At 41.7% G+C, this 23,642-nt stretch carries 26 protein-coding genes, 1 tRNA gene and 1 pseudogene; 12 read left to right on the forward strand and 16 right to left on the reverse strand.

Going from position 1 to position 23,642, the window contains the following annotated elements; all coding sequences use genetic code 11:
- The first annotated feature begins 256 nt into the window (after positions 1-256).
- Both proB and BIY37_RS01625 read left to right on the forward strand, forming a co-directional pair.
- Complete coding sequence (gene proB / locus BIY37_RS01620; RefSeq protein WP_070066100.1) at positions 257-1,399, forward strand: glutamate 5-kinase; 1,143 nt, start codon at positions 257-259, stop codon at positions 1,397-1,399.
- An 89-nt stretch (positions 1,400-1,488) separates the two neighbouring features.
- The gene (locus tag BIY37_RS01625) at positions 1,489-2,103 is read left to right on the forward strand and encodes a DinB family protein (RefSeq protein ID WP_070066101.1); all 615 of its coding nucleotides are present in this window, start codon (positions 1,489-1,491) and stop codon (positions 2,101-2,103) included.
- 158 nt (positions 2,104-2,261) lie between these two features.
- Here BIY37_RS01625 and BIY37_RS01630 read toward each other — a convergent pair whose 3' ends face one another.
- From BIY37_RS01630 to BIY37_RS01650, 5 genes are all read right to left on the reverse strand, one after another.
- Complete coding sequence (locus BIY37_RS01630; RefSeq protein WP_070066102.1) at positions 2,262-2,612, reverse strand: hypothetical protein; 351 nt, start codon at positions 2,610-2,612, stop codon at positions 2,262-2,264.
- Between the two features lie 165 nt (positions 2,613-2,777).
- A complete protein-coding gene (locus BIY37_RS01635) occupies positions 2,778-3,482 on the reverse strand; it encodes a glycosyltransferase family 2 protein (protein ID WP_070066103.1) in 705 nt (234 codons plus the stop codon).
- Positions 3,483-3,716: 234 nt separating this feature from the next.
- Positions 3,717-3,986, reverse strand: coding sequence for an AAA-type ATPase lid domain-containing protein (locus tag BIY37_RS14455; RefSeq protein ID WP_478210138.1), 270 nt, complete (start codon positions 3,984-3,986; stop codon positions 3,717-3,719).
- A gap of 324 nt (positions 3,987-4,310) precedes the next feature.
- Positions 4,311-4,865 carry a bactofilin family protein gene (locus BIY37_RS01645; protein WP_070066105.1) on the reverse strand — a complete coding sequence of 185 codons (555 nt, stop codon included), beginning with the start codon at positions 4,863-4,865 and terminating at the stop codon, positions 4,311-4,313.
- A gap of 45 nt (positions 4,866-4,910) precedes the next feature.
- Positions 4,911-5,399 (reverse strand): bactofilin family protein, encoded by a 489-nt coding sequence (locus BIY37_RS01650; RefSeq protein ID WP_070066106.1) that lies wholly within the window; start codon positions 5,397-5,399, stop codon positions 4,911-4,913.
- Positions 5,400-5,888: 489 nt separating this feature from the next.
- On the opposite strand from BIY37_RS01650, the gene BIY37_RS01655 reads away from it, so the two are divergent.
- Positions 5,889-6,587: a DUF445 domain-containing protein gene (locus tag BIY37_RS01655; protein ID WP_070066127.1), complete on the forward strand. Its 699-nt coding sequence runs from the start codon at positions 5,889-5,891 to the stop codon at positions 6,585-6,587.
- An 89-nt stretch (positions 6,588-6,676) separates the two neighbouring features.
- Positions 6,677-6,835: a hypothetical protein gene (locus tag BIY37_RS13325; RefSeq protein WP_179129217.1), complete on the forward strand. Its 159-nt coding sequence runs from the start codon at positions 6,677-6,679 to the stop codon at positions 6,833-6,835.
- Between the two features lie 107 nt (positions 6,836-6,942).
- On the opposite strand, the gene BIY37_RS01660 is transcribed toward BIY37_RS13325, so the two are convergent.
- From BIY37_RS01660 to BIY37_RS01680, 5 genes are all read right to left on the reverse strand, one after another.
- Positions 6,943-7,500, reverse strand: coding sequence for a hypothetical protein (locus tag BIY37_RS01660; RefSeq protein WP_070066107.1), 558 nt, complete (start codon positions 7,498-7,500; stop codon positions 6,943-6,945).
- Complete coding sequence (locus tag BIY37_RS01665; protein ID WP_070066108.1) at positions 7,490-8,512, reverse strand: ParA family protein; 1,023 nt, start codon at positions 8,510-8,512, stop codon at positions 7,490-7,492. Before BIY37_RS01665 ends, BIY37_RS01660 begins: the two co-directional genes overlap by 11 nt.
- A 63-nt stretch (positions 8,513-8,575) precedes the next feature.
- Positions 8,576-9,364, reverse strand: coding sequence for a hypothetical protein (locus BIY37_RS01670; protein ID WP_070066109.1), 789 nt, complete (start codon positions 9,362-9,364; stop codon positions 8,576-8,578).
- Positions 9,361-10,110, reverse strand: coding sequence for a 2,3-diphosphoglycerate-dependent phosphoglycerate mutase (gene gpmA / locus BIY37_RS01675; RefSeq protein ID WP_070066110.1), 750 nt, complete (start codon positions 10,108-10,110; stop codon positions 9,361-9,363). Before gpmA ends, BIY37_RS01670 begins: the two co-directional genes overlap by 4 nt.
- 597 nt (positions 10,111-10,707) lie before the next feature.
- The gene (locus tag BIY37_RS01680; RefSeq protein WP_070066111.1) at positions 10,708-11,208 is read right to left on the reverse strand and encodes a DUF2141 domain-containing protein; all 501 of its coding nucleotides are present in this window, start codon (positions 11,206-11,208) and stop codon (positions 10,708-10,710) included.
- Positions 11,209-11,483: 275 nt separating this feature from the next.
- Between BIY37_RS01680 and BIY37_RS01685 the strand changes: the two genes are divergently transcribed.
- The 4 genes from BIY37_RS01685 to BIY37_RS01700 all read left to right on the forward strand — a co-directional run bounded on the left by BIY37_RS01685 (position 11,484) and on the right by BIY37_RS01700 (position 14,954).
- Positions 11,484-11,867, forward strand: a complete 384-nt coding sequence (locus BIY37_RS01685; protein ID WP_070066112.1) for a RidA family protein — start codon at positions 11,484-11,486, stop codon at positions 11,865-11,867.
- Between the two features lie 253 nt (positions 11,868-12,120).
- Complete coding sequence (locus BIY37_RS01690) at positions 12,121-13,866, forward strand: dynamin family protein (protein WP_070066113.1); 1,746 nt, start codon at positions 12,121-12,123, stop codon at positions 13,864-13,866.
- A 34-nt stretch (positions 13,867-13,900) separates the two neighbouring features.
- Complete coding sequence (gene ispF / locus BIY37_RS01695; RefSeq protein ID WP_070066114.1) at positions 13,901-14,377, forward strand: 2-C-methyl-D-erythritol 2,4-cyclodiphosphate synthase; 477 nt, start codon at positions 13,901-13,903, stop codon at positions 14,375-14,377.
- A 25-nt stretch (positions 14,378-14,402) separates the two neighbouring features.
- The gene (locus BIY37_RS01700) at positions 14,403-14,954 is read left to right on the forward strand and encodes a hypothetical protein (protein ID WP_070066115.1); all 552 of its coding nucleotides are present in this window, start codon (positions 14,403-14,405) and stop codon (positions 14,952-14,954) included.
- 48 nt (positions 14,955-15,002) lie between these two features.
- On the opposite strand, the gene serS is transcribed toward BIY37_RS01700, so the two are convergent.
- Positions 15,003-16,283: a serine--tRNA ligase gene (gene serS / locus BIY37_RS01705; RefSeq protein WP_070066116.1), complete on the reverse strand. Its 1,281-nt coding sequence runs from the start codon at positions 16,281-16,283 to the stop codon at positions 15,003-15,005.
- 308 nt (positions 16,284-16,591) lie between these two features.
- Here serS and BIY37_RS13330 point away from each other — a divergent pair, with 308 nt between their 5' ends.
- Positions 16,592-16,753 carry a hypothetical protein gene (locus BIY37_RS13330; protein WP_179129219.1) on the forward strand — a complete coding sequence of 54 codons (162 nt, stop codon included), beginning with the start codon at positions 16,592-16,594 and terminating at the stop codon, positions 16,751-16,753.
- A gap of 132 nt (positions 16,754-16,885) precedes the next feature.
- Here BIY37_RS13330 and BIY37_RS01710 read toward each other — a convergent pair.
- Positions 16,886-17,446, reverse strand: a pseudogene (locus BIY37_RS01710) (ISNCY-like element ISCku10 family transposase); the annotation flags it as partial.
- Positions 17,447-17,905: 459 nt separating this feature from the next.
- Here BIY37_RS01710 and BIY37_RS01715 point away from each other — a divergent pair.
- Together BIY37_RS01715 and BIY37_RS01720 are read left to right on the forward strand one after the other, a co-directional pair.
- Positions 17,906-18,628 (forward strand): hypothetical protein, encoded by a 723-nt coding sequence (locus tag BIY37_RS01715; protein WP_070066118.1) that lies wholly within the window; start codon positions 17,906-17,908, stop codon positions 18,626-18,628.
- A 111-nt stretch (positions 18,629-18,739) separates the two neighbouring features.
- Entirely contained in the window at positions 18,740-20,044 is a 1,305-nt protein-coding gene (locus tag BIY37_RS01720; protein ID WP_070066119.1) for a UDP-glucose dehydrogenase family protein, read from the forward strand.
- Here the strand turns inward: BIY37_RS01720 and BIY37_RS01725 are convergent.
- Genes BIY37_RS01725 through smpB form a run of 4 tightly spaced genes read right to left on the reverse strand, consistent with a single transcriptional unit; the run spans position 20,013 to position 23,109 of the window.
- Positions 20,013-20,678 (reverse strand): class I SAM-dependent methyltransferase, encoded by a 666-nt coding sequence (locus BIY37_RS01725; protein ID WP_070066120.1) that lies wholly within the window; start codon positions 20,676-20,678, stop codon positions 20,013-20,015. The two genes, BIY37_RS01720 and BIY37_RS01725, sit on opposite strands and share 32 nt — an antisense overlap.
- An 11-nt stretch (positions 20,679-20,689) precedes the next feature.
- Entirely contained in the window at positions 20,690-22,156 is a 1,467-nt protein-coding gene (gene dacB, locus BIY37_RS01730) for a D-alanyl-D-alanine carboxypeptidase/D-alanyl-D-alanine endopeptidase (RefSeq protein ID WP_179129220.1), read from the reverse strand.
- A 46-nt stretch (positions 22,157-22,202) separates the two neighbouring features.
- Positions 22,203-22,622 (reverse strand): response regulator, encoded by a 420-nt coding sequence (locus BIY37_RS01735; RefSeq protein ID WP_070066122.1) that lies wholly within the window; start codon positions 22,620-22,622, stop codon positions 22,203-22,205.
- 49 nt (positions 22,623-22,671) lie between these two features.
- On the reverse strand, positions 22,672-23,109 hold the full coding sequence (smpB, locus tag BIY37_RS01740; RefSeq protein WP_070066128.1) for an SsrA-binding protein SmpB: 438 nt from the start codon (positions 23,107-23,109) through the stop codon (positions 22,672-22,674).
- Positions 23,110-23,246: 137 nt separating this feature from the next.
- On the opposite strand from smpB, the gene BIY37_RS01745 reads away from it, so the two are divergent.
- Positions 23,247-23,330 (forward strand) — tRNA-Leu (locus BIY37_RS01745).
- Positions 23,331-23,642: the final 312 nt, after the last annotated feature.

Here is a 23,642-nt window from a genome sequence, read left to right on the forward strand (position 1 = left end):
AAAAATCTTAAACCCCAATATCATGTGCCTGCAAAGATCCGCATCCAGTTTAAACAGGCTTCGAAGCGATTAAGTTATGTCTTCGGTTACCGGGTGGCATGGACAAACTTGTTTGTCCATGCCACCCGGTAACCCGCTTAAATAAAATGAAAATTCTTATACGTAAATTTAGGATTCTTCATCGATTCATTCCTCAAAATGATAAATAGGGTTATTCTGGGCAAAGCGAAGAATTTTACCAGATTGATGCATACTTATGAAACTAAAGGATGATTTAAGAAGTCAGATTTTATCTAAGGTAAAGAAGGTCGTTGTTAAGATAGGTACCGGTATTCTGACGACCGATGATGGGCATCTGGATAAAGAGCAGATAAAGAACCTGGCAGGGCAGGCTGTGGAATTGAACCAGATGGGATATCACGTTGTCGTTGTGAGCTCAGGTGCTGTTGGTTCTGGCATGGGGGAACTCGGTATTGAGAAAAGGCCCGTTACGCTGCCTGAGTTGCAGGCAGTTGCAGCAGTAGGTCAAAGCAAATTAATCAGCATGTATGATGATTGCTTTAAATTACATGGCTACCATGCAGCGCAGATACTCCTTACCCGTGAAGACTTTGAGGACCGGCAGAGATACCTGAATACCTGCAATACGATCCATACCTTGTTTCAACTTAAGGTTATTCCCGTGGTGAATGAAAACGATACAATCTCCGTGGACGAAATCAAATTCGGCGATAATGACGCGCTTTCAGCACTGGTAACGAACCTCCTGAATGCGGAGTTGCTGATTATTCTTTCTTCTGTTGATGGTTTATATGATAAACATCCCACAGGAAAAAGCAAGGCGGCAGTTATCCCTGTTGTAGAAAATGTTTCGGATGAGATACGGCAATTGGCCTTTGATTTAAAGACCAAAAGGGGTGTGGGTGGAATGCAGACAAAGCTGGAGGCGGCATCCGTTGTAACAAATGCCGGGGAGGCGGTTATTATTGCCAACGGGAGGATGGATGGAGTATTAAAAAAGATCGTACAGGGTGAGCATCTTGGCACACTCTTCCTTCCTAAGCATGAGAAACTGGCAAGCCGTAAACGATGGATAGGCTATACCATAAAGCCAAAAGGGAAGATTTATATTGACGATGGGGCCATGCATGCCCTAAGAGACAAGGGGAAGAGCCTGCTTGCTTCAGGAATCGTGTCCGTGGAAGGGATTTTCTCTAAAGGTGATATTATCTCGATTAGCGGAAAAGGGAACGGGGTGATCATCGCACGCGGTTTGACCAACTATTCTTCAGCAGAAATTGAGAAGATTAAGGGCTGTAGTACCGTTCATATTGCCAAAGTGCTGGGTTATAAGTTATACGACGAGGTTATTCATCGGGACAATATGGTAATTTTATAGTATTGCCTTGCAAAATCTTCTTTTTCTTCATTTTTGTAAGAACACGTTTTGGCAAGTTTTAACAACACATTTACACAAGGACGTTCCACATGGAATATCAATTTCTAATCGATACCTATGAGACCGAGCGGATGAAGACATTGAGCGCCTGGAGCATGTTTCAGGATGAGGATATGCATGTGCGCCCACGTCCCAACGACAGGCGCGGAAGAAATGCCCTGGAGCATATGGTGCATCAGTGTATGAGTGAAAACCTCTGGTTTCGTAATATGCTGGAGATCGACGTTGGCGCTCCGCCTTTACCAAAGCAGGAGTCTCGTTTGGAGTTTATAAAACGCTATGCGGAGGATTCATTAAAACGGCTTGCAGCCTTACAAAAGACCGATAAGGCATGGTGGGAAAAGGTTATGCCATTCTTTGATGCAAAACGGTCGAAGGCATGGATCATGACGAGGAGGATCACACATTCAGCACATCACCGGGGGCAGCTAACCGTGATGTTGCGAATGTTGGGGCGTGAAATTTACAGTACCTACGGCCCTTCCGCTGATACCGGCGGACTGATGATACATAATGCTCCAACCATATATCCTTACCCCACCATAGAAGCGCTTATTGATGGTGAATCGCGGGGAGGAATCAAAGCCCCGCTGCCGGGACCCGGCGACAAACCCTGTACAGAGCGACCTGATGACGGATCATGAATGCTCTCATGCCAATATTATCGGGTACTCTCTTTTCTTTGATCTGTGAAAAGGGTGCAAACCTTTTGCAAAACAAGGCCTTCTTATCCCCAATAAAAATGGTCACTATTTTCAATGAGTTCCAGGATTTTTGATGGCGTTTTGGACTTTCAAATCTTTCAGAGTGCCTCTTCCTGTCGTTGAGAAATCTTTCTGACTACAGACGCATACCTGAATCTTGCGCCAAATAGATAGACCGCTTCCGTATGAGCAGTAAGATTTATCAAATCAATGTCTAACATGATCTGGCCGTCTATGCCATGAAGTATTACGAGATGTATTAACGGGATGGCCCGGGAAATATAGCTGAAGAGGGACCGTTTGTAATCCTTGAGCCCCGCGACAAAGTCTGCCCTGTCACAGCAGTCAAAATATGTGTCTTTAAAACACAGGCGTAATAAAAAACATACAAAAAACAGAGGGCTTGCGTTGTACCGGAAATTCATGGAATGCATACCGGTAGATTGCATATGTTGGAACTATGGTGATTCCTGCTATGTTCAGATACCAGATATCTCTGAAATAATACTTTCGCCACACCTTTCCAAAACAAGGTATTCTGCAAAAAATCCCAGACAAAATATAAAGTATCCAGGAAAGTCTAAGTCGTTCATACATCGATATGCCTGGCACGATTAGCCAGTATCTATCTCGTAATTAAGTTTCCGTTTCTTCATCCATCGTACAACCAGTAAATCGATAAATGCCCTGAATGCCCTATTCGATATACCATACTTCGATTTTCCAAACTTCCTTGGATAATGGCTTACAATAATTTCGGTAACCGTGAAACCTTCCATTTTGAACAGGGTTGGCAAAAAACGATGCATACCGTTATATAATTTGATCTGACGGAGACATTCCCTCCGGTACGCCTTCAAAGAACATCCCGTATCTTTAATATTTTCCTGGGAAAGTTTGTTTCTAATAAAATTTGCTACCTTCGATGAGATGCGTTTGAGCCATGGGTCATTCCTCTTTTGTCTCCATCCGCATACCAGATCATACCTGCTGAGTTTTTCAATCAGTCTCGGGATGTCTGCAGGATCGTTCTGCATATCCGCATCCATGGAAATCACATATTTTCCTGAGGCATGTTTAAAACCGGCATCCATGGCGGCTGTCTGACCCGCATTTATCTTAAAATGAAGGGTGCGGAAGTTTGTATATCTGACACACCATTCATCGAGTTTTTGGTTACTGCCATCGGTACTTCCATCGTCTACAAAGATTACTTCGTAGTTCTGGCCTTGCATAGCGTTGATGATAGAATGACCAAGAGGTTCGATATTATCGACCTCGTTATAGACAGGGATAACAATGGAAATATCCGGATTCATTATTCGTCTTTTATCGTCGCACGATGTTTACAAGGGTTCAAGTTGATAATATATTCTGGGATATTCAATGATGAAAAAATTCATTCCCGATCAATAGGGTAAACTTTAATTTATTGTACAACGTTTTCAGAGATGTACCAAGGGTTACTGCAGTAGGGTTTTGTTCCATCGTTTTTCGTATTATGCCTTGAGGACGTATTTCTTCTCCACCTCCGGGAGGGTACCTTTCGTATGTTAGGTTGTATTCGGAAAAGAGGATGTCCCGCAAGTGTTTTCGGGTAAATTCTCAACGGAAATGTTCTCGTCTTCCGTTATTATTGCGAGACGCTTCATGGGGTTTTCCAATTTATATACGTTACCTGGCCGAGTATAATGAGTCATTGTTGCTATTGTCGCCGGAAGCATTTTCTTTTGTAGCATATTCTGGAAAAAGCCCTGGAGATAAGGGTCAGTAAAAAGCGGCAGGTCCTCTTTTCGTTCCTGCAAAGTAGCACCGTTAGCCACTACAAATGGTTTATATGACTGTGGATTTCTCAAATGGAGGGTTTGAGCAAAGATCCCCTTCTTTGGTATATAACCGTATTCATGATCGTTGTGTGAAGAGGCTGAGAAGAAGGATGATGTAAATAACGTTGAATGTATTTCATAGTTTCAACGGGTACTTGCAGATACAAGACACATCATTTCATCATTATGTGTTTGCCACTTGGCGTTTTTCTGTCTTTGCATACTTGATAGTTTATGACGCATGTCGGACAGGAATGATTCATTGGCAGGTGTTTTTTCATGCCTGGCGCAAGCGAAGCAAAACCCGTGCAGTAATATTTTTTACGAAAATTCCTGATTTGCCGGTAACATCTGTACCTTTCCGCTGAACGTTCCACCCTTTTTTATAATTAATTTGCGGCAGGTAATTTTACCGTAAATTTCGCCAGGCTTTAAAATTTCAACCGTACCATTTGCATAAAGATCCCCATGAATTTTCCCTTTTACGATAGCATTTCCAACCCGGATATTTGAGATTTCAATGATCCCTTTTTTTTTCAGGTATAAGGTGCCATGCGTCTCGATTATTTTTCCCAGCAGGGCTTTTATCTTGTAATCGTTCATGTCATTTTGATGATAGCAGTGATTACACCGTATTGCCTGAGCCTTTGCGTGAGTATAGATTTCCTTTCCACACTTATAACAAAATATCCTCCGTTCTCCACGGGAAGGTTTCTCCCTTTTTTTAGGGGGAAAAAGCACTTCCTGGATATTGATATGGCGATTACAGTAACGGCATGGTATTGAAATGCAACGAATTGAAACCGGAAAATTCCGATGGCAATAGGGGCAAACAATATCTCTGGTTTCCGGCAGTTCGCCTGCTTTAGAATTCATAAATTGATTCTATCTTGGATAAATTACGCATTCCTCACTGCAAAATTATTCCGGCCCCTTTTTTGTTTCCTTTTTCCATTCCTTAAAATTGGTATTTTCTGTCTTAAATCCATCCGGGTTTACATTGCAATTTCCAACAAAAACAACCCCTTCTTCAATTACCAGGATTCTTGCCTTCAGATCGCCAACAAGATGCGCCTTTTCCTTCAGCTCAACTTTTTCTGTTGCAGTAACATTTCCATCCATACGACCTTCAATAACGGCATTTTTTACCTTAACGTTTGCTTTAACACTGCCCGTTTTACCAATAAATAATTCTCCCTCTTCCGTCAACATTTCCCCTTCAAACTTTCCATCGATTTTCATGGCATTGCTAAACTTGATAGTACCTTTGATTTCAACATCCTGCGTCAGGGTTGCTGCTTTTTCTTCAGCCATTTTACTCTCCTTTCTGATTTCTCTTTTTATTTCAGACACATCTTTTGACCCATCGTTTGTTTTTGTCTCATTCGCACTTTTCCGGAACAAACTCATATGCTATCCCTTTCTTTTCTTAATCATGGTATTAAATGGTTATGAACTATTTGTTTCTACGGGGAGCGAATGATGGGTGACAGAAAATCGCCTTTTACCCGCGATTAGATATTAAAAACAAAATTTAAAAAAATTGCAACCTTTTTTGATGATAACCTTCTTTAAATCATGATGACAGGGTAGCATGAACGGAGGTTCATTCATAATCTAAGGCGTGTCTGATGACAAAATGGTCTTGTCAGTCAAGCAGAACGTAAGATATAATTCATTCATAGGAAAAACCGGCATATTGCGCGGAGCGATGCTTATACCGGTGACTTCATGGCATTATGCCGGAAAGATAAATTACGATAACAGGCAAACTTTTCAGAGCCAGGGGTTGTTGAAATGATAACAAAAGAAAAATCGGAATCAATTTCGTACAAACTATCATCGGGGGTGTTTCGTGAAGGAACCGCATGGATAGATTTTCTTAGGGGCAGGGCTTTTATGAATAAAAGTTTCCTGACCAATGCCATTGCGGCTGTGGTATTTGGTGTTTCTTATGAAATGCCAGGATTTTTTGGCAGAAACGCTATTATGCTGTCCAGCCTTTTTGCCTTGTCGGGCGCATTAACTAACTGGCTGGCCGTTTACATGTTATTTGAAAAAATACCAGGACTTTATGGTTCAGGTATTGTTACCCTGAGGTTTGATCAATTTAAGGAGAGTATTCGTTCTCTGATTATGGAAAATTTTTTTACCAAAGAAAATTTTGTGAAGGTTACCCAAAATGCGCTTCCCCATACGATTCAGCCAGAGATGGTTCTGGACAAGATTAATTTTGATGATGTGTTTCGTGGTCTTGTGGCGGTGATTAAAAATTCGTCTTTCGGTGGTATGTTTATCTTGTTTGGGGGAGAAAAAGCCCTCACCCCCTTGCGTGAGCCTTTTAAAAGGGAATTTGAGAGAAAGACCGCTGAAATTTTGCGAAATATTGACGTCGCCTCTATTCTGCAAAAGGAAACCGATTTTGAAACTTTCAGGTCAAAAATTGCTGCTATGGTGAATACTACCGTAAGTGAACTTACCCCACAACGGGTGAAGGAAATCGTAGAGGAAATAATGCGTGCACACTTAGGCTGGTTGGTCGTTTGGGGCGGGGTTTTTGGCGCCTTGATTGGTTTTATCAGTGCCGTGTTTTTTTGATGCGAAGGGGTCACGACGGGAAAAAATCAGGTGTAATGTCATACAGATTTTTATTGAAGATGCTGGAGTGAGGGGAGGTCTGACTGGGCTTGAACAAGCCAGTACGCCTGAGAGTGCAGGAAGATATGAAAGGAATGCTTGAAGCAAGGGCGTTAGCACTGCATTCAACAAACACCAGAATAGTAAACACCACCCCAAAACGAGGATTTGACTTTCTGGGGTGTCATATTGAACGGAGGATGAGATGACTACGCAAGAAAAGGATTTGCCAGTTTACGAATGAGTTTCTGAGCCATCTTCCGATGGACGGGTTTTTTGCAACCTTGCCCTTGCCCGGTTTGAGGATGTGTTTTCTTCACAATGGCCGCTGTGATTGTTCAGCCTGCTTGCCGCTTAACAGGTCGTAGCCTCTCTTATTTGCAAAACCCAGCTTGAAAATCCTGTCCGCCAAGGCGTCTTTTGTCTGTTTTTTATTTACGGTTATATTCATCCTGGTTGATAACTCAACAAGGACATCCTTTTTGTGTTTTGTGAGTTCTTCAATGATCTTCTCCGTGGGTAGCCCCTCTAACTGGCTTTGTAAAGCATGAACGTCAACGGCACTCCTCTGGATTTTTCGGGGCTTTGCAGTTTTCGGAAGGAGTAGTTCGGCAAGGAGGGGTTTGTCTTTCAGGGTATCAAAGAATGATACCAGGGTATGGATGGCATGTGATACCTGGTGCGCTTCAGATGCATCGGGAAAACGACCAATGCCTTCCCGTAATACCTCCAGCTCTTGCATTACCTCTGTGATAAGGTTTGTCATTCTTTGCCGGTCTTCCTCCCCAGGAAGTATTGACAGGCATTCTTTTATTTTTGTGACGGTATCAATCAGTTCGAGTTTTTTTACTCTTTTCGCCATGTTAATTGCCATCGACTTTCTCTAAAAATTCCTTTGTAACTTTTTTGTATTGTTCTGCTACCCGCATTGCATTTTCATCGCTCATTGCAAACACGGGAACCGCCAGCGCAGAGGCCTCGGTATAGCCAGCCCCCCATGAAATAGCGTTTTCAAAGCATAGGCCGCTATAGTCTTTTCGGAGTTCGTTCATTTTGTCCTTGTGGGTGCTGACAATACCCTGGCCAGCGGTACGCACCATGGTAAATACTATTCCTTTCAGGGCTATGTCATCTGTTTCTGCATTCGTCAACCGGCATTTGAGATTTATCCTATCATGAAGTTCCCTGATTTTTTTGATGAGTATGTTTATTCCTATGGTTGACATATGGTCTGGTATGGTCGTTATGATATAGGTATCGCTGGCAGCAAGTGCGTTTTGAGTTACCAGATAGAGATTGGGTGGGCAATCAATGAGGATGTAATCATAGTTGTCCTTTATCCGGTGGAGGGCATTTTTCAAAATATGGCGCTGTTCTAAGTAAAGAAGGGCGTCCCGCATATCACCGGAAGTATCCATGCCAAATATCCCTTTTATCCCGTTGATTGTCCGCCGGAGGATTTGGAGTTGCTCCTGATAAAAACCCGACTCTATCTTCCTCCACGTCTTTGATGCCAATTCAAGGTCAACGCCCAGCAGATCGACGTCAGAAGGAATCAGGTCAAGATTCTTCACGACATCTTTTGCGCCCTTGCTCTTTGAGGGTAATTCAACAGGGGATTTCCATATAATATTTTCAACTTGGTAAGGATCAAAAGAATCTTTTAAATACGACTCAAAGAGTTGTGCAATTGTTCCGTTATCCCTTTTAAATAATTCCCACCGGTCGGGCAAAGTACAGAGAAAGGTCAGGTTGGCCTGAGGATCGACATCAACAAGCAATACCTTTTTGTTGTGGAACAGGGTCAGGGCGCATCCGATATGATAGGTGGTGGTTGTCTTACCAACGCCACCTTTATAGTTAATACATGAAATAATCTTTGCCATACCTGCGTTCTCCTTTATAGGGATTTATGGATTTATAAAGGAATAATGGGGTTTATATCCGGACTATCTACCGAGGAATTCGATGCGTTTAATAAATGCCTCGGCTTTTCCTTCGTCTTTCGATGAAGAGGTATCAACTTCGAGACTAATCCCTGATATTGGGGGGACAGCATCATTGAAATATAATCGAAACGCACGGTTCAAATCAAATTCTGAAATTACCGTATCTCTGGGTTCAGGGTTTCCTAAACAAACAAAACGGCCGCCTTCTTTAAAATATCTCCCCGTGTAAGGCTTGTTAATTTGGTCCTCTTTGCTAAGAAACAGACCGATGAAATACGGACTGTCCGGTACTAAAAAACATCCACTGGGCAGTTTAACATTGCCAAAAAAAATATAAACCATCAATGCCTCGTTATTAATATTTTTTTCATAGGAGGCATCTTTTGGGTATTGAATAATTCCCCATTCAATCTTTACCTTCGAAAATTCTTTAAGATCAACGGAGTTGTTGAAAATAAATACTCTGCCGGGTTGTTTCGTCCTAACCGATAGTGCCTGTTTATTTGCAGATAATTCAATTATTCTGTTGTCTCGTATTCCGCCATTAAAACAAAATCCCTTCGACGCTAACCATCTTTTGACGGAACCTTCAAAATAATCTGAAAAGTCAATTGAGAAGTTTTCCTGATAACTACCATCGTTTTCTTCTTTGCTCAGACTGCAGTTGTTGATGTCTTTGGATAATTTCCGGATCCCGGCTTGCGGACTTCCTTCGGGAAATACGTTACCTCCGAAAACCATTGTGATGATCGATATGATACTGATACTTGTTACGACAGAACGTTTCATTTTGTTTTTTTCAACTGATTGGCAACGGCCTGAGTAGCCCGTTTTACCGTCTCCGGATCTCCGAGGTAGTAACTGCGCAGGGGGGTTAGATTGTCCTCAAGCTCGTAAACCAGCGGAATGCCGGTAGGGATGTTGAGTTCAACAATATCTTTATCAGAAATATTGTCCAGGTATTTTACCAATGCCCTGAGGCTGTTGCCATGAGCAGAGATAATCACTCTCTTTCCTGAACGAATTGTGGGTGCAATCACTTCATGCCAGCAGGGAAGAAACCGTGCTACAGTATCTTTCAGGCATTCCGTGAAAGGGATATGTTCTTTTGCCAGTTCTTTATAACGTTGGTCAAAAGCCGGGCTCCGTGGATCGTGCAACTCCAGTGCGGGGGGGCGAATATCATAGCTGCGTCTCCAGAGTTTAACCTGTTGTTCTCCGTACTTTTCCGTTGTTTCTGCTTTGTTAAGTCCCTGCAGGGCGCCGTAATGCCGCTCATTCAACCGCCAGTCCCTTGTTACCGGTACCCACATAAGGTCCATTTCATCCAGAATAATCCACAGCGTGCGTATTGCCCGTTTGAGCACGGAGGTAAAGGCAATATCAAAGGCATATCCCTCCTTCTTAAGAGTTTTTCCGGCCTGTTTGGCTTCTTCAACGCCTTTTTCTGAAAGGTCAACGTCGGTCCAGCCGGTAAATAAATTATCCCTGTTCCAAATGCTTTCTCCGTGTCTCACCACTACAAGTTTATACATGGATTCGATTCCTCGCTCTGTTGTTATTCTGCTTATCAGTAAAAGTAATTTAATTATATGGGAATTTCCATTTTATTTAAGCGGGTAACGGGGTGGCACGGACAAACTTTGTTTGTCCGTGTGATATATTCCAAATCCGTGAGTATATTCAAACAACATGGACAAACAAGTTTGTCCATGCCACCCTGTAGCCGAAGATATAACGTGATATCATGGAATTTCAGACGGGTAGTTTCCCTTTTCCAAAGAGGGCACATGCCCATGATTCCCCTTTAGGAAGGGGTGAATCACGGGTGTGTAAAATACTGACACCCCCTCCCATGCCTGTAGGTAGGTCAACCGTCCCCGGTTAATACCATCATGACAAGCGGGGACGGTTGACCTACCAAAAGAGGGAAGCTTAAGGTCACCGCTACAGACAGCCCGATTTTATACGATAGAGAATTTAAAATCCCATTATATACAAAACCCTGCGATGATAGAACAAAAAAATTCAGCGGATTCTGAGTTAATGGAATACTGAAAAATATCAGTTTGTAATTCCTTTACGCCAGACTAGCCAAGTATCGTTTGCCCTCGATAAATGGGGACACCCCTTTACAATCCGAATCTTTGTATCAGATGAACATTAACGGATGTTTCCTGTTTTCTTACTTCAAATTTAACTTCATCCCATTTTGGATATCGCTGCATTTTAGCTATGTCAAGCGCTGAAAAGCCGATTGGTTCCTTCGGTATTCCCAGGACGGCGCTGCGTTCTAATTTGCCATTGTTATTAAGATCGTGATAGGCTGAAAGCGAGTATTCTCCTGGTGCGATATTTTGAATCTTGTATTTCCTGATGTATTCCTTTTGTTCGATGAGGTGCGCCTCTATTTCCGCATAACCCTCGTCTTTTTTTTTGTGACATTCATTACCGTTGCAGATTGAAAAACGCACGGGGGCTTTATTTTCGATATCTGTAAACCTGTCTACGGTAACAATTATATCATTCGCATAAAGACGAAATGAAAAAACAGACCACAGCAAACCTGCCAGGAGGAGAATCTTGCTTCCGTTCTTCCATCCTTCTTTGTCTTTTAAAGAGAATATAGCCATGTTGTTTTTACAATTCGTACAAAGTGTCGTTAAAGTAAGCCTTTCAGAGGGTGTACTGATATAAACTTTTACTTCGTTTTGCGATGGTTTCTAAAGATAAGGTGATGATACTGTTAAAAGACAAAAAATGCAAGAGCGGGCTGGGCATCCGGCAGAGACGGGGAAAACCGGCAGGAACTCCGGGAAATGCTTGACCTCGGTTTGTCAGAACGGCTACAATAATTATTTCTGGTTGAATCGTTTTTTTTGAAAAATCTCTTCAAAAGGAGGCAGAAATGGAAAAGGTGGTCATTTCTACGAATAATGCCCCTGCAGCAATTGGGCCATATTCTCAGGCAATCAGGATGGGAAATATGGTGTTTCTGTCGGGACAAATCCCCTTACTCCCTGCAACAGGCGAAATCGTGCAAGGGGATATCAAGGTTCAGACACGACAGGTATTGGAGAATGTGAAACACATCCTGGAAGCTGCGGGTTCATCACTGGACAAAGTAGTAAAGACGACTGTTTTTATGAAAGATCTGAATGACTATGCGGCAATGAATGCTGTTTATCTGGAATTTTTTTCTCATAAACCTCCGGCCAGATCCGCAGTTCAGGCGGCAAGATTGCCGAGAGACGCCGGCGTGGAGATGGAAGTTATTGCCTTTGGCGGTTAAAAGAAAAGTTTGACTTGCATTACAAAAACTGTTAACATCGTGACTTATATTGAATGTATAGGAATTTTAAGATTTTTCCCTGTGCCATTCTTTATTTCCTTAATTCCCCGAGTGAGAGGAGTCTTTGTAATTCCCTGCCCGGGAAGGGTTAGGGATGGGTAAAAAATTATTGGGTTATTGTCTTTTAAAATCTACCTAATTAGAATATTCCCGCGTCTATGATCAATATTTTATATTCGGTTCGTTTGTTTTTATGTTAACGATAACAGCAAAAGCAAAACATAGAGATATTTTCCCTGAGGTGGTAAACCTCCTTGACAACTCGAAGAAGTTTTTTGAACGAATTGGCGCCTCTGAGATGGAGAAAAAGATTGTTGAAATGCGCACCCAGTTGGAAGAGCCTTTTTATCTTTTGGTAGCCGGTGAATACAACTCGGGGAAATCCAGTTTTATCAATGCAATGTGTGGTGAGCACGTCCTGCAGGACGGCCCGACGCCAACGACCAATCGAATCACCCTGTTGACGTATGGTGAGAAGGTGGAAATCAGGGAAGTGAGCGACCATTTGTGTCAGGCGACCTATCCGATGGAAGCATTGAAAAACATTACCCTTGTTGATACCCCCGGGACGAATTCAATTATTGTTGAGCATGCTGCATTAACAGAAAGTTTTGTTCACAGGGCGGAACTGGTACTCTTTATAACTTCATCGGATCATCCCTTTACCGAGAGTGAGCGACAATTTCTGCAATTTTTAAAGGGAAAATGGGGGCGAAAGGTGTTGTTTGTTCTGAACAAGATCGACCTAAAGACTCCTGAAGAACTTAATGAGATTGTATCGTTTCTGGAAAAGAATTGTTACCGGCTGCTCGGTTTTGAACCAAAGATTTTATTGGTATCTGCAAAGGAGGCATACTGGGCGAAGGTAGAAAATGATATACTTCGACTGGAAAAAAGCAGGATCAAGGAGGTCGAAGCCTTTATCTTTGATAAACTTGACCTCGATACGAAGATCGACTTTAAACTGGTGAGTCCGTTAAAATACCTTCACAATGTGTTTCATGATCTGCATCAAAATCTCAGTGAGAAGGTCAATAAGTGCAACACCGACATTAAAAGTATCGAGCGGTTTGAGACGCGGCTGAAGAATAAAAAGCAGGATATGCAAGAGTATACCCTGAAATATCGGGATGAAATCAAACTTGTATTCTCGCGCTTAAAAGAGAAATTGGACAACTTCCTGGACTCCTACGTTACGATGAAGTCCGTAGTTCTTTCCAAAGTAGGACGGGAAAAGATTGACGTACGGTTTAAAAAAGAAGTATACGGACTGTTAAATCCGCAAACAGATCTGGACCGGATTGTCGACGATATGATGGACTACGTTTCGAGAAATAGCCGTGCGTTATGGGATTTGGCACGCGATCATATCGAGAAGGAAGTTGGGTACGACCGCAGGGCAGGGAGTATCCTTGATGGACCTGTGGAACGGCACTATGATGACCGGAAGCATGAAATAGAAGTTGCCTTAAAGGCGCGTTCCCGGGAATTCAGAGAGCTGGATATTGAACGTGAAGCAGAGAAATTAAACAGTTCGGTTCAGGCGGGGTTTATTGGCTTTTTGACGATGGAAGTGTTTGCCATTGGTATTGGAGTTGCGGTTACCATGGTGCTCTCGTGGCTTATACCACCTCCGGTACCCATTGGAATAGCCGTGGCGCTGGCATGTATTGGGTTTGCTATTTTTCCTCAAAGAAGGAAGTCGTTCCGTAACGAATTTACCAAACGTACCGATGCAATCTGTGAACGGTTTGTAGAGTTTATGAAATTTGAGGTTAATAAGGCGATCGATCGCGTGATAGAAGATATCAGTAACAATATTTCATCATACCGCGATCTCCGATGGACAGAACGTGAAGAGACGGTGCGTCAGGTGTCTGAGGTAAACACCTTGCTGGAAAATGTGAAGAGTCTCATGCGAAAAAGTGGTTTGAGTTAATGAAAATGGAAAACCGTTATTCAACAAAGATCAGATGCTATTCGGGATAGGATACGATATTCATAGACTTGTTGAAAATCGTAAGTTGGTGTTAGGCGGGGTTGAGTTCCAGTACCCGCTGGGATTGCTTGGTCATTCTGATGCTGATGTCGTGCTTCATGCCATTTGCGATGCGTTACTCGGAGCGGCTGCACTTGGTGATATTGGAGAGCACTTCCCTGATACTGACCCGAGATGGAAAGGTGTCTCCAGTAAGGTATTTCTTTTGAGAGTTGTTGACCTTTTGAAAGAACGCCGCTGTCTGATTAACAATGTGGACGTAACGATCCTTGCCCAAAGGCCGAAGCTTGGACAAAAAAAAATTGAGATGAAAAAAAATATTGCGGAGTGGCTCTGTATAGATGTTAGCAGGGTTAACATTAAGGCGACAACGATGGAAGGTGTTGATGCTATTGGTCGTGGTGAAGCTATTGCAGCCCAGGCCATTGCAAGTTTATGTGAGGAACGGTAATTCTAAAGGATAAAGCGATTTTACCATGGCAATATGGAAAAGAAAATGGAAGAAAAAGGGATCTGAAGAAAGTCTTCAGAAAGAAGTCGTTCCTGAAGAAATCCGTCTGGGTATTCCACCGGAATCATCCGGAGAAGAACCTCTGACAAAAGAACAGCCAAAGAATAAAGAGCCCGATCCTGAACAACCACCGGAAGGTAAAGACCGTGAGTCAGGAGTGGAATTTGAGAGATATATACACGGAGGAGTAATCGTAGGCGACAGAAAGATCTCTGGTTTTTTTGTCAAGGGATTCTGGGGTGTATTGTCGATATTCGTCCTGCCGCCGGTATTGATATTTCCTTTAAGCATCCTCGTCATTGTCTGCATGCTTGTTTTCCCCTTACTGGCAATAGTACTCTTTGCATTGATTCCTGCGGTCTTTATAACCCTGTTCATCTTTATTATTGCACTTCCTGTCTTCTTTCCGCTTCTTATATTGTTCTTGCTTATTACCGGTAAAGGCAGATTACTTATTGCTTCGGAAGGGAAGTGGTTTAGCATTGAAATGTTTGGGAAGCGCTACACATTTGAATGACAATAGAGATACTTTTTACAAGAATCGGTTTTTTTAAGACGTGCTGGTTCATCCTTGTCTGGCAATGATTCTGATTCCTCCCATATATGGCTGGAGAACGTCGGGTATTGTAATAGAACCATCCTTATTCTGATAGGTTTCAAGGATTGCAATAACCGTTCTAGGTAACGCCAATCCTGAACCATTTAAAGTGTGTACAAACCGCAATTTTCCGTCTTCATCCCGAAAACGAATGTTCATGCGTCGCGCCTGGAAGTCTTCAAAATTGCTGCAGGAAGAAACTTCAAGAAACTTGTCTGCCCCCGGCGCCCAGACCTCAATATCATAGCATTTTGCAGCCGCAAAGCTCATATCTCCGGTAGAGAGTTTTACCACCCGGTATTCGAGACCCAGAAGTTGAAGCACCTTTTCCGCATTGCCGAGCAGCGATTCGAGCTCATCGTAAGAAGTTTCAGGTCTTACGAGCTTGACTAATTCCACCTTGTTGAATTGATGAACACGGATAATGCCCCTCGTATCTTTGCCGTAAGAACCCGCCTCGCGCCGGAAACAGGGGGTATAGGCGGTGTAATAAACGGGAAGATCTTTGTATGGGAGGATCTCATCCCGGTGGATGTTGGTAACCGGAACCTCTGCCGTAGGAACGAGGAAGAGGTCGTCTGGTGAAGTGCGGTACATATCCTCCTCCAGCTTTGGTAGCTGCCCTGTGCCTGTCATAGATGTGCGGTTAACGAGAAACGGGGGAAACAATTCCGTATAGCCGTGTTCCCGGGTGTGGAGGTCCAGCATAAAACAAAATAAGGCGCGTTCAAGTTTTGCGCCTGGTCCTTTCAGAAGGATAAAACCGGAACCCGTAATCTTGGATGACCGTTCCAGGTCCAGGATATTTAGCATGTGACCCAACTCCCAGTGCGGCAAAGGGGTAAAATCAAAGGTCTTTCGTTGTCCCCAGGTCTTAACAACGACATTATCATTGGCGTCTTTGCCAATAGGCACGTCCGCAGCAGGAATATTGGGGATGCGAAGGAGCAAGTTTTGGATCTGTGGTTCCAGTCCATTAAGCTTTTCCTCGAAAGATTTTATTTCATCGCCGATCTTTTTTGTTTCCCCGATGATGCCGGAGGCATCGTGTCCCCTTTTTTTTAGTTCACTGACCTCTTTCGATTTCTCGTTCCGCCTGCTTTTCAACTGTTCACAGGTATGAATCAGAGATCTGCGTTGCGCGTCAAGCTCCAGGAGCTGGTCTACGCTGGCGGCATTTTCCTGCTTGTGGGCGATCGCTTGTTTTACCTTCTCTGGGTTGTTCCTGATAAAATTGATGTCAAGCATAGGTTTAATATGCCTCCGAAAGTTTTGAATATATTTAATGTGTATCTTATTATTAAGTGATACATTCCAAGGCCTTTTTAATTGTTTTTATTTTACAAGTAATTTTAAAGCATTCAAGGGAATTCAATTTTTTTCCCCCATATGCCTTTTATACAATAGCACACACAGGTTAAGTTGCTGTCAGGAGGAAACTCCCGACAGCACGGGTTGTGGGAAAACTCCTGCCACCTTGCCCCCGATACGGTTGCGGCACGGTTGCAGTCAGGAGGTAGTTCCTGGCTGCACGAGGAACAACAACAGGAGGTACTATGGGACTAAGAAACCGGTGGAACTATTCCGGTTATCCATACTTTATCACAACAACCGTCGTTGAATGGGCAGAGGTATTTCGTGTCAGAACGGAAACATCCCTTTTTTTGAAAGGCATCAGGATGATTTTACGCTTACTAAAATCTTTTCATAAAATTTGATATTAGACTTTTGGCAGAAATAAGTATTTCTTACTCATTTCCCTTCATTTTAGACTTGTCTGGAGATAGTATCTCCCTTGTCATGCTGTTTCTTGTAATTTTTAAGCAGCTTCTCGTGCTTCTTTTGCGTCCCTCCTGAAGCACGTTCCCCAGCTTGCGTAAATTCGCAGCCGCCACTCCCCGTGCACAATACCTTTTAAATGCATGCAACCCCTTGTCCAGACACCTATCCAGGCCGTGGTGTTCCAAACGATTGATGTCCGATTCTACCGCTGAGTGCTTATGTCTTAGCTTATTAAACGTCCTGCCCGACTCCTCTGTCTGTTCCGCCTGGTTCTTCTTGCCCTTCTTGGGCATGATTACCTCCGGTATATACAAACTGAGCAATTCCTTGTTCTCCCGTTTGTAAAAACCTTTGTCAAAACTTATGCTCTCTATCGCATCGTCTCCAAATCGATTCAATAACCTGTCTGACAGGGGAATCGACAATAACACCTCCGCCTCTTTCTCAATAACCTGATGCTCTACGATAAATCCCCATGGATCGCTTGCCACCAAAATATTATGTCCCAATTGCACCCGTTTGTTTGACTTCCCTTTGTACAGCCACTCCGTATGCGGCTCAAATAACGAATATACCTTCTCACCTGCCGGTATCTGCTCACCCTGTATCACCCTTACTTCGATTAACTCAGTACAGGTCTCATTCTCATCTTCTATCGAATATTTGCCCTTTTTCCCGTCTCGCTAAAAGCGAAATCCTCATTTTCCGCCATAAGTTTACCTCTCCTACTTTCTATATTCCATGCTTTTATTTGGTTCTTTTTCCTTCTTTCTCTTGTATTATCTGCCTTTGGCTGGTTTTCGTTCAGACCCTAATTACTTCGTACCTAATCGTAAAAACATATCAAAACAGATAAAAAGAAACGAGAAATAAATTCCCCTGTATGGCTTGAGAATGCTGATAAAATCAAAGGAAATCAAAGAATACGAAAACACACAAAAAAACCTGAAAACAGCCGTGCATTTATTTAATTGACAAATATTATACATCGTTATATACTTCTGTCTTGTTTTTTTATTGTCTTGAAATAGTTTCTGTTCAATCTGGAAAGTATTGGATAAATAATTTTAGAAAGGGATGAAAGTTTTATGAAAAGAAATTTAGCGTTTGCTCTTTTTAGTTTGTTTGGCGCATGTCTTTTGCAGGTGAATAACCTTCATGCAAGAGAAAGTCTCGAAGATGGTATCCTTTGGTCAACGAAGGCAGAGATTAATGAAAAGTTTGGGAAGCCGAGCTATTTGTACTGTGAAGAGGAACCATTCCGTCGGTATATGATAGTTAAACCGGAAGATGAAAACAGCCTAAGGGCAACATTTTTATATGACGTTACAATTCACGATTTTTATTATCTTAAAAAAAATGGCAATGATCTTGAGTATAGATTTTATTATGGCGAGGATCTGTCTGAGGGGCAAAAAACTTTCCGGGTTAAGGAATGCACGATAAAATTTCTCAACAATCCTATCCCTTTAGGAAAAGTTGTGGAATTTATACCCGAGTTTAAACCAGCTTTCCAATGCTCTAAGGTGTTTCAAGAACGTTTGATTAATTTTAACAACATTCGTCTTATTTTTGTTACGGAAAAGGTTAACGAACTTTCAAAAAAGATCGGATCTTTGTTTGTCGATCCGGATAGAGATATAAAAGATTGGTCTTTATCGTACTACGCCATTTTGAATGATGGTGAACCAGAAAATGTTTCATCCAATAGCATGGTTAAGGAAATAATTATAGCTGTAGATGGTGAATATCGTATAGGAAAAACTGCAAATGCTTTTCGAACGAAGTTGGTAAAAAATCCTTTACAATAAACTTAAAGTGTTTCTTAGAAGTTTTAAAAAGCAGTAATAATTAATAAATATTTATTTTTTTTACTGCTTTTTCTTTTTTAAGAAAGTCCTTTTGTTGGTACGGAGGGTTATGTGAAAATTTGTTGCATCGGCTGTGGTTACGTAGGTCTTGTTGCTGGTATCTGTCTGGCAGATATGGGAAATGATGTCATTTGCATCGATGTAGATGTGGCCAAAATACAGAACCTGCAGCATGGAATTATCCCTATTTATGAACCTGGATTGAAAGATATGCTCAATAGAAATGCAAGAGAAAAAAGGATTGTCTTTTCAACTAACTTAAAAGAAGGCATTCAAAAATCCAAGGTCATTTTTATTGCCGTGGGAACACCCCCTGACGCCCATAATTGCGCAGATACCTCCGCCATTTTTTCTGTCGCTAAGGATATTGGACGATATATAAATGGATACAAAGTTATCGTGAACAAGAGTACAGCACCGATAGGCACTTTAGAAAAAATCGGAAAGATAATACAATCAACCCAGAGCAAACCTGTTAAGTATGACCTTGTTTCTAATCCTGAATTTATGCGTGAAGGCGAGGCTATTAAGGATTTCACCAATCCTGATAGAATTGTTATTGGTGTGCAAAATGATAAAGCCAAGAATATCATGACATCTATATATAGCGGTATTTCCCGAACGGATAAGCCCATTATGTTTACTGACATTCGGAGCGCCGAATTAATAAAATATGCCAGTAATGCAATGCTTGCCACTCGTATTTCATTCATGAATGAGATGGCACAACTCTGCGAAAAAGTAGGCGGAGATATAAAAGAAATTGCTAAGGGAATCGGCTTAGATTCCAGAATTGGACATCGCTTTCTCCAGGCAGGTGTTGGCTATGGTGGTTCCTGTTTTCCAAAAGACGTTAAAGCCCTCGTTCAAATCATGAAAGCAAATGACGTAGACGCTAAAATTTTAACTGCAGTAGATGAGGTAAACGAACAACAGAAGCGTTCTCTTATTCACAAAATAAAAAAGCTGGTACCGGTTTTAAAAGGGAAGTGCATTGCTATCTGGGGATTGGCTTTTAAACCAAAGACAGATGATATGCGTGAAGCACCATCAATATCAATCATTCGCCAGTTGCAGAAAGAGGGAGCGAAAATTACGGCATTTGACCCCGAGGCACAGGAAACTGCCAAGAAGATTTTAAAAGATGTAACATACTGCAACGATCCTTATAGTACCATTGCGGGATGTGATGCATTGGTTATTGTAACAGAATGGAATGAGTTCAGGGACCTTGATCTAAAAAAAGTCAAACGTCTCTTACGGCTTCCGAATATAATTGATGGAAGAAATATGTATAACCCGCAGGAAATGGAAAAACTTGGATTTAACTATCTCTGTGTTGGCAGAAAGTGCTAGCTGTCTTGGGAAGTGTAGTCGTTGTAGTATTTTTACATTTTATAAGCCGGCACATCTCCAAAAAGTTGACCCGTTGTTCACTGAGTACCGGAAGGTTGGCGTACCTCAGTAGTTCATTCAAATCAATATGCTTTCCTAAGCCAACTTTATCTCTAAAAGGAGAAATAAATTTCTCGAAGGCGGCAATGAGTTTATAGTTACACCCAGTATAATTTACAATAAAAATTTCCCCATCCTTTTTACATACCCTCTTTATCTCGTTTAAAGTCCGCAAGGGATCAGTCACTACGGTGATAACATGAGAGGCAATGACTTTGTCAAATGTATTGCTTGCAAAAGTCATGGATGACGCATCCATGTTGTAGAGATTTACATTGGATAAATTATAATACTGTTTTTTCCGTTGTGCCTTATCCAACATTTCCTGGCTAATGTCTATCCCAACGACCTCAACATTTTTTGCATAGAGAGGTAGCGACAATCCTGTTCCTACGCCAACTTCAAGCACGGTTTCATTGGCTTTTGGATTCATCATGTGAAAAGCGACATATCGTCCATGTTCAAATATTTTTCCAAAGAAGGCGTCATAAATCCAGGAATAAAAAGAATATACTTTTTTAATATGCTCACTCATAACGATTTTTACTAATAACAGTCAACCAGAGCCTGACAAATATCATCCTGTATCTTTTGAACTACTTTGAGATCTTTAAAATTATTCATGAGAATTGAAAATGCGAGGATCTCTCCATTTGCAGCATCAACATATCCGGAAAGCGCAGACGTCCTCGCAATGTATCCGGTCTTTGCATGGATTTTACTTTTGTATTTTGGCATCCCCATCCGGCGTCGCAATCCCCCATCTATTCCTGAGGTGGGTAGAGAATCCCACAACACCCTTCCGTACGGATGCTTACTCATATACGCGAGAAGAGTGGTTATCATCTTAGGTGAAAGCCGATTCTCTTTTGATAAGCCACACCCATCATCAATATAATATTCGCCGGGTTGAAACCCTATTTTACTCATAAAATCCTGTACCACCTCTATCCCGGCCTTTAGAGTTCCGCTGCCTTTTATCTGCGCACCTAAGGTTTTTATGATTTGTTCGGCGTAAAAATTCTGACTTTGTTTATTCGTTACCAGAATGGTTTGTTCCATGGTAGAGGCAGTTTGTACAATATTTGTTACATCAGAGTCAGCAAAATCGCCTTCATTAATTAACCGGACAGTTCCGTATACTACAATACCATTTTTCTCCAGCATCTCTTTAAAGACCGTCGCAAGATAGAGGGCGGGATTGTAAATACTAACCCACGTTTTTTCAGGAGTTGAATTGACCCAGAACTTCCCCTTGATTAATATTTCGTTCGTCCCTGGTTTTTTCTGGATAGAATAGAGATGATCTTTCTTGTTCTGGGTATAAACACAGGTATTGCAGATGGTGTAATACGACGTGCGCGGCTCAACAAAAAGCTTCACGACATCCCCTGGTTTTTTACCAGGAACAAGGGTGATATCGACACAGTTATCGTTAAATGATAACCCGCAACTTGGGGCACAATACCACTGCGATAATTGGTTTTCCGGCCAATTTGGATTCGTATATGTGCGATCAAAAATACTATCATCTGCTATAATATCCCCTGTGATTACCTGAATACCTTTACTTTTGACAGCCTGAGCCCATGATTCAGGAATGGCAAAGATATTGCCGTCATAAAACCGCCCGGAAATATTCGGATCGCCACTGCCCTTGATAACGATGTCCCCATGAAGTTCTCCTGCGGCTGTTATTATACCGCGGGCATCAACACTCGTTTTGTATTCAAAATCAGGGCCAAGATATTCTAATGCGGCCGATGTAGTAAGCAATTTCATGTTCGAAGCAACACTGAACAAATCATCATTCCGATAATTGAATAGGGAAGAATTTTTGTTCACAGACACAATACTAACACCATACGACACATTTTTCAGGGATGGATTTTTAAAAAAAGGCAGAAGGCGATTCTTTAAATCATTAGCGTCCGTTATCTTTGCATCTAAAAGGTCGGCAAAAAACATACAGAAAACCAGGAGAAATGCAAAGGTATTCAAACATATTTTCAATTTGGATCTGCAACAACGCATAAAAATTTTAGCAACAGGAAGGTGATTATTTTTTATTTTTCGAGTACGCCCTTGTTTTTTTTGTCACAGATGGCGTAAGGCACGCTTTCAGTAAATTCTCAATGGTTCGCAAGATAAATATTGATTCTAAAGGCTTTACAACAAAAATATTTGCCCCAGCTTTTAAAAAAGATAATTCAAGGCGTTTTGATTTTTGATTGCTCATTACAATGATTGGTATGTTTGGAATTATTTTTCTTACTTCATGTAAAATTTCAACACCCGGAATCTCCTGAACCATGGTGCTAATGATCGCAAGGTCCATTTTTCTTTCTTGAAGAATAGTTACTGCCACTTGTTTATTAAGGGCTACTTCCGTTTCGTAACCGTTCTGCTCAAATAAATCTCTCAAAGTATCTACTATTTGACGTTCGTCTTCTACGATCAATATTCTTGCAGAAGGCATACTCTTCCTTTCACTTTAGCCAGCAGATTTCCAGAAAGACTTACAAATCTTACCTCATAGCCCTCTGGATTTCTCTCTCAATGGTGCGTTTCTTCATGTCATCCCGTTTATCGATAGTCGTCTTTCCTCTCACAAGAGCAAGTTCCACCTTTACACGACCTTCCTTGAAATAGAGAGACAAAGGAATCATCGTATATCCTTTTTGTTTAACCTTCCCAATTGCTTTATTTATTTCTCTTTTATGCAAAAGGAGCTTTCTTACCCTCTTCGGCTCATGATTTTGCCTATTTCCCTGTTTATACTGTCCAATATGCATTTCATGAATAAAAATCTCTCCATTATCGATATGGGCAAAACTCTCGTTGATACTCACATCTCTATTTCGTATGGATTTAACCTCTGTACCGGTAAGGACAATACCTGCCTCGAGCTTTTCTAGAATTTCATATTGGAAAAACGCCTTCCTGTTCTTTGCAATAATTTCCATTTTTACGGTAATGAATAAATACTTGCCAAATAACCAAAAAATGAGCAAAAATCGTAACAAATTGTCAAGATTAATGCAAGGTCAATTTCTAAAATTCCTTTGACTTGCATATCCATTTTTTTTAAAATCTGTTACGAGCCGAAGTGGCGGAATTGGCAGACGCGCTAGATTCAGGGTCTAGTCCCGGCAACGGGGTCAGGGTTCAACTCCCTGCTTCGGCATATTATTTATTTTTTTCCATGTCGTACACAGGTTTCTTGTCATTTATTATGAAAGCAAGGATCCGCATAAGCAAAAAAGCCAGAAGTTGATAGCGCACGGTAAAACTTAAATTTGGATGAAGCAGCAATCCCCGAACAATCCTTTCTTCAATCTCTGATGCTGGAAAAGTCTCTCCGATACGAAGAGGCTTTCTGGATGGAGATGCATGACCTTTAAAAATCAGGGTCATCGTGTAGTTGTGTGGGTAAAAGAGAGAGCAAATTAGTATAAGATGGCTTTAGATAAAGGGAGAAGAGCTTTTAAAAGGGTCA

Source organism: Candidatus Brocadia sapporoensis (genome assembly GCF_001753675.2).
Lineage (GTDB): Bacteria > Planctomycetota > Brocadiia > Brocadiales > Brocadiaceae > Brocadia > Brocadia sapporoensis.

Bases quoted from the DNA above. Each gene is read 5' to 3' on its own strand.
- gpmA (WP_070066110.1), bottom strand. From the start codon at position 10,110: ATGTATAAACTTGTAGTGGTGAGACACGGAGAAAGCATTTGGAACAGG.
- serS (WP_070066116.1), bottom strand. From the start codon at position 16,283: ATGCTTGACATCAATTTTATCAGGAACAACCCAGAGAAGGTAAAACAA.
- BIY37_RS01725 (WP_070066120.1), bottom strand. From the start codon at position 20,678: ATGAGTGAGCATATTAAAAAAGTATATTCTTTTTATTCCTGGATTTAT.
- BIY37_RS01690 (WP_070066113.1), top strand. From the start codon at position 12,121: ATGTTAACGATAACAGCAAAAGCAAAACATAGAGATATTTTCCCTGAG.
- BIY37_RS01715 (WP_070066118.1), top strand. From the start codon at position 17,906: ATGAAAAGAAATTTAGCGTTTGCTCTTTTTAGTTTGTTTGGCGCATGT.
- BIY37_RS01630 (WP_070066102.1), bottom strand. From the start codon at position 2,612: ATGCAATCTACCGGTATGCATTCCATGAATTTCCGGTACAACGCAAGC.
- BIY37_RS01655 (WP_070066127.1), top strand. From the start codon at position 5,889: ATGAATAAAAGTTTCCTGACCAATGCCATTGCGGCTGTGGTATTTGGT.
- BIY37_RS01645 (WP_070066105.1), bottom strand. From the start codon at position 4,865: ATGAATTCTAAAGCAGGCGAACTGCCGGAAACCAGAGATATTGTTTGC.
- BIY37_RS01735 (WP_070066122.1), bottom strand. From the start codon at position 22,622: ATGCCTTCTGCAAGAATATTGATCGTAGAAGACGAACGTCAAATAGTA.
- BIY37_RS01650 (WP_070066106.1), bottom strand. From the start codon at position 5,399: ATGAGTTTGTTCCGGAAAAGTGCGAATGAGACAAAAACAAACGATGGG.
- BIY37_RS01635 (WP_070066103.1), bottom strand. From the start codon at position 3,482: ATGAATCCGGATATTTCCATTGTTATCCCTGTCTATAACGAGGTCGAT.
- BIY37_RS01670 (WP_070066109.1), bottom strand. From the start codon at position 9,364: ATGAAACGTTCTGTCGTAACAAGTATCAGTATCATATCGATCATCACA.
- BIY37_RS01700 (WP_070066115.1), top strand. From the start codon at position 14,403: ATGGCAATATGGAAAAGAAAATGGAAGAAAAAGGGATCTGAAGAAAGT.
- BIY37_RS01625 (WP_070066101.1), top strand. From the start codon at position 1,489: ATGGAATATCAATTTCTAATCGATACCTATGAGACCGAGCGGATGAAG.
- ispF (WP_070066114.1), top strand. From the start codon at position 13,901: ATGCTATTCGGGATAGGATACGATATTCATAGACTTGTTGAAAATCGT.
- proB (WP_070066100.1), top strand. From the start codon at position 257: ATGAAACTAAAGGATGATTTAAGAAGTCAGATTTTATCTAAGGTAAAG.
- BIY37_RS01660 (WP_070066107.1), bottom strand. From the start codon at position 7,500: ATGGCAATTAACATGGCGAAAAGAGTAAAAAAACTCGAACTGATTGAT.
- BIY37_RS13330 (WP_179129219.1), top strand. From the start codon at position 16,592: ATGGGACTAAGAAACCGGTGGAACTATTCCGGTTATCCATACTTTATC.
- BIY37_RS01665 (WP_070066108.1), bottom strand. From the start codon at position 8,512: ATGGCAAAGATTATTTCATGTATTAACTATAAAGGTGGCGTTGGTAAG.
- BIY37_RS01680 (WP_070066111.1), bottom strand. From the start codon at position 11,208: ATGGCTATATTCTCTTTAAAAGACAAAGAAGGATGGAAGAACGGAAGC.
- smpB (WP_070066128.1), bottom strand. From the start codon at position 23,109: ATGGAAATTATTGCAAAGAACAGGAAGGCGTTTTTCCAATATGAAATT.
- BIY37_RS01685 (WP_070066112.1), top strand. From the start codon at position 11,484: ATGGAAAAGGTGGTCATTTCTACGAATAATGCCCCTGCAGCAATTGGG.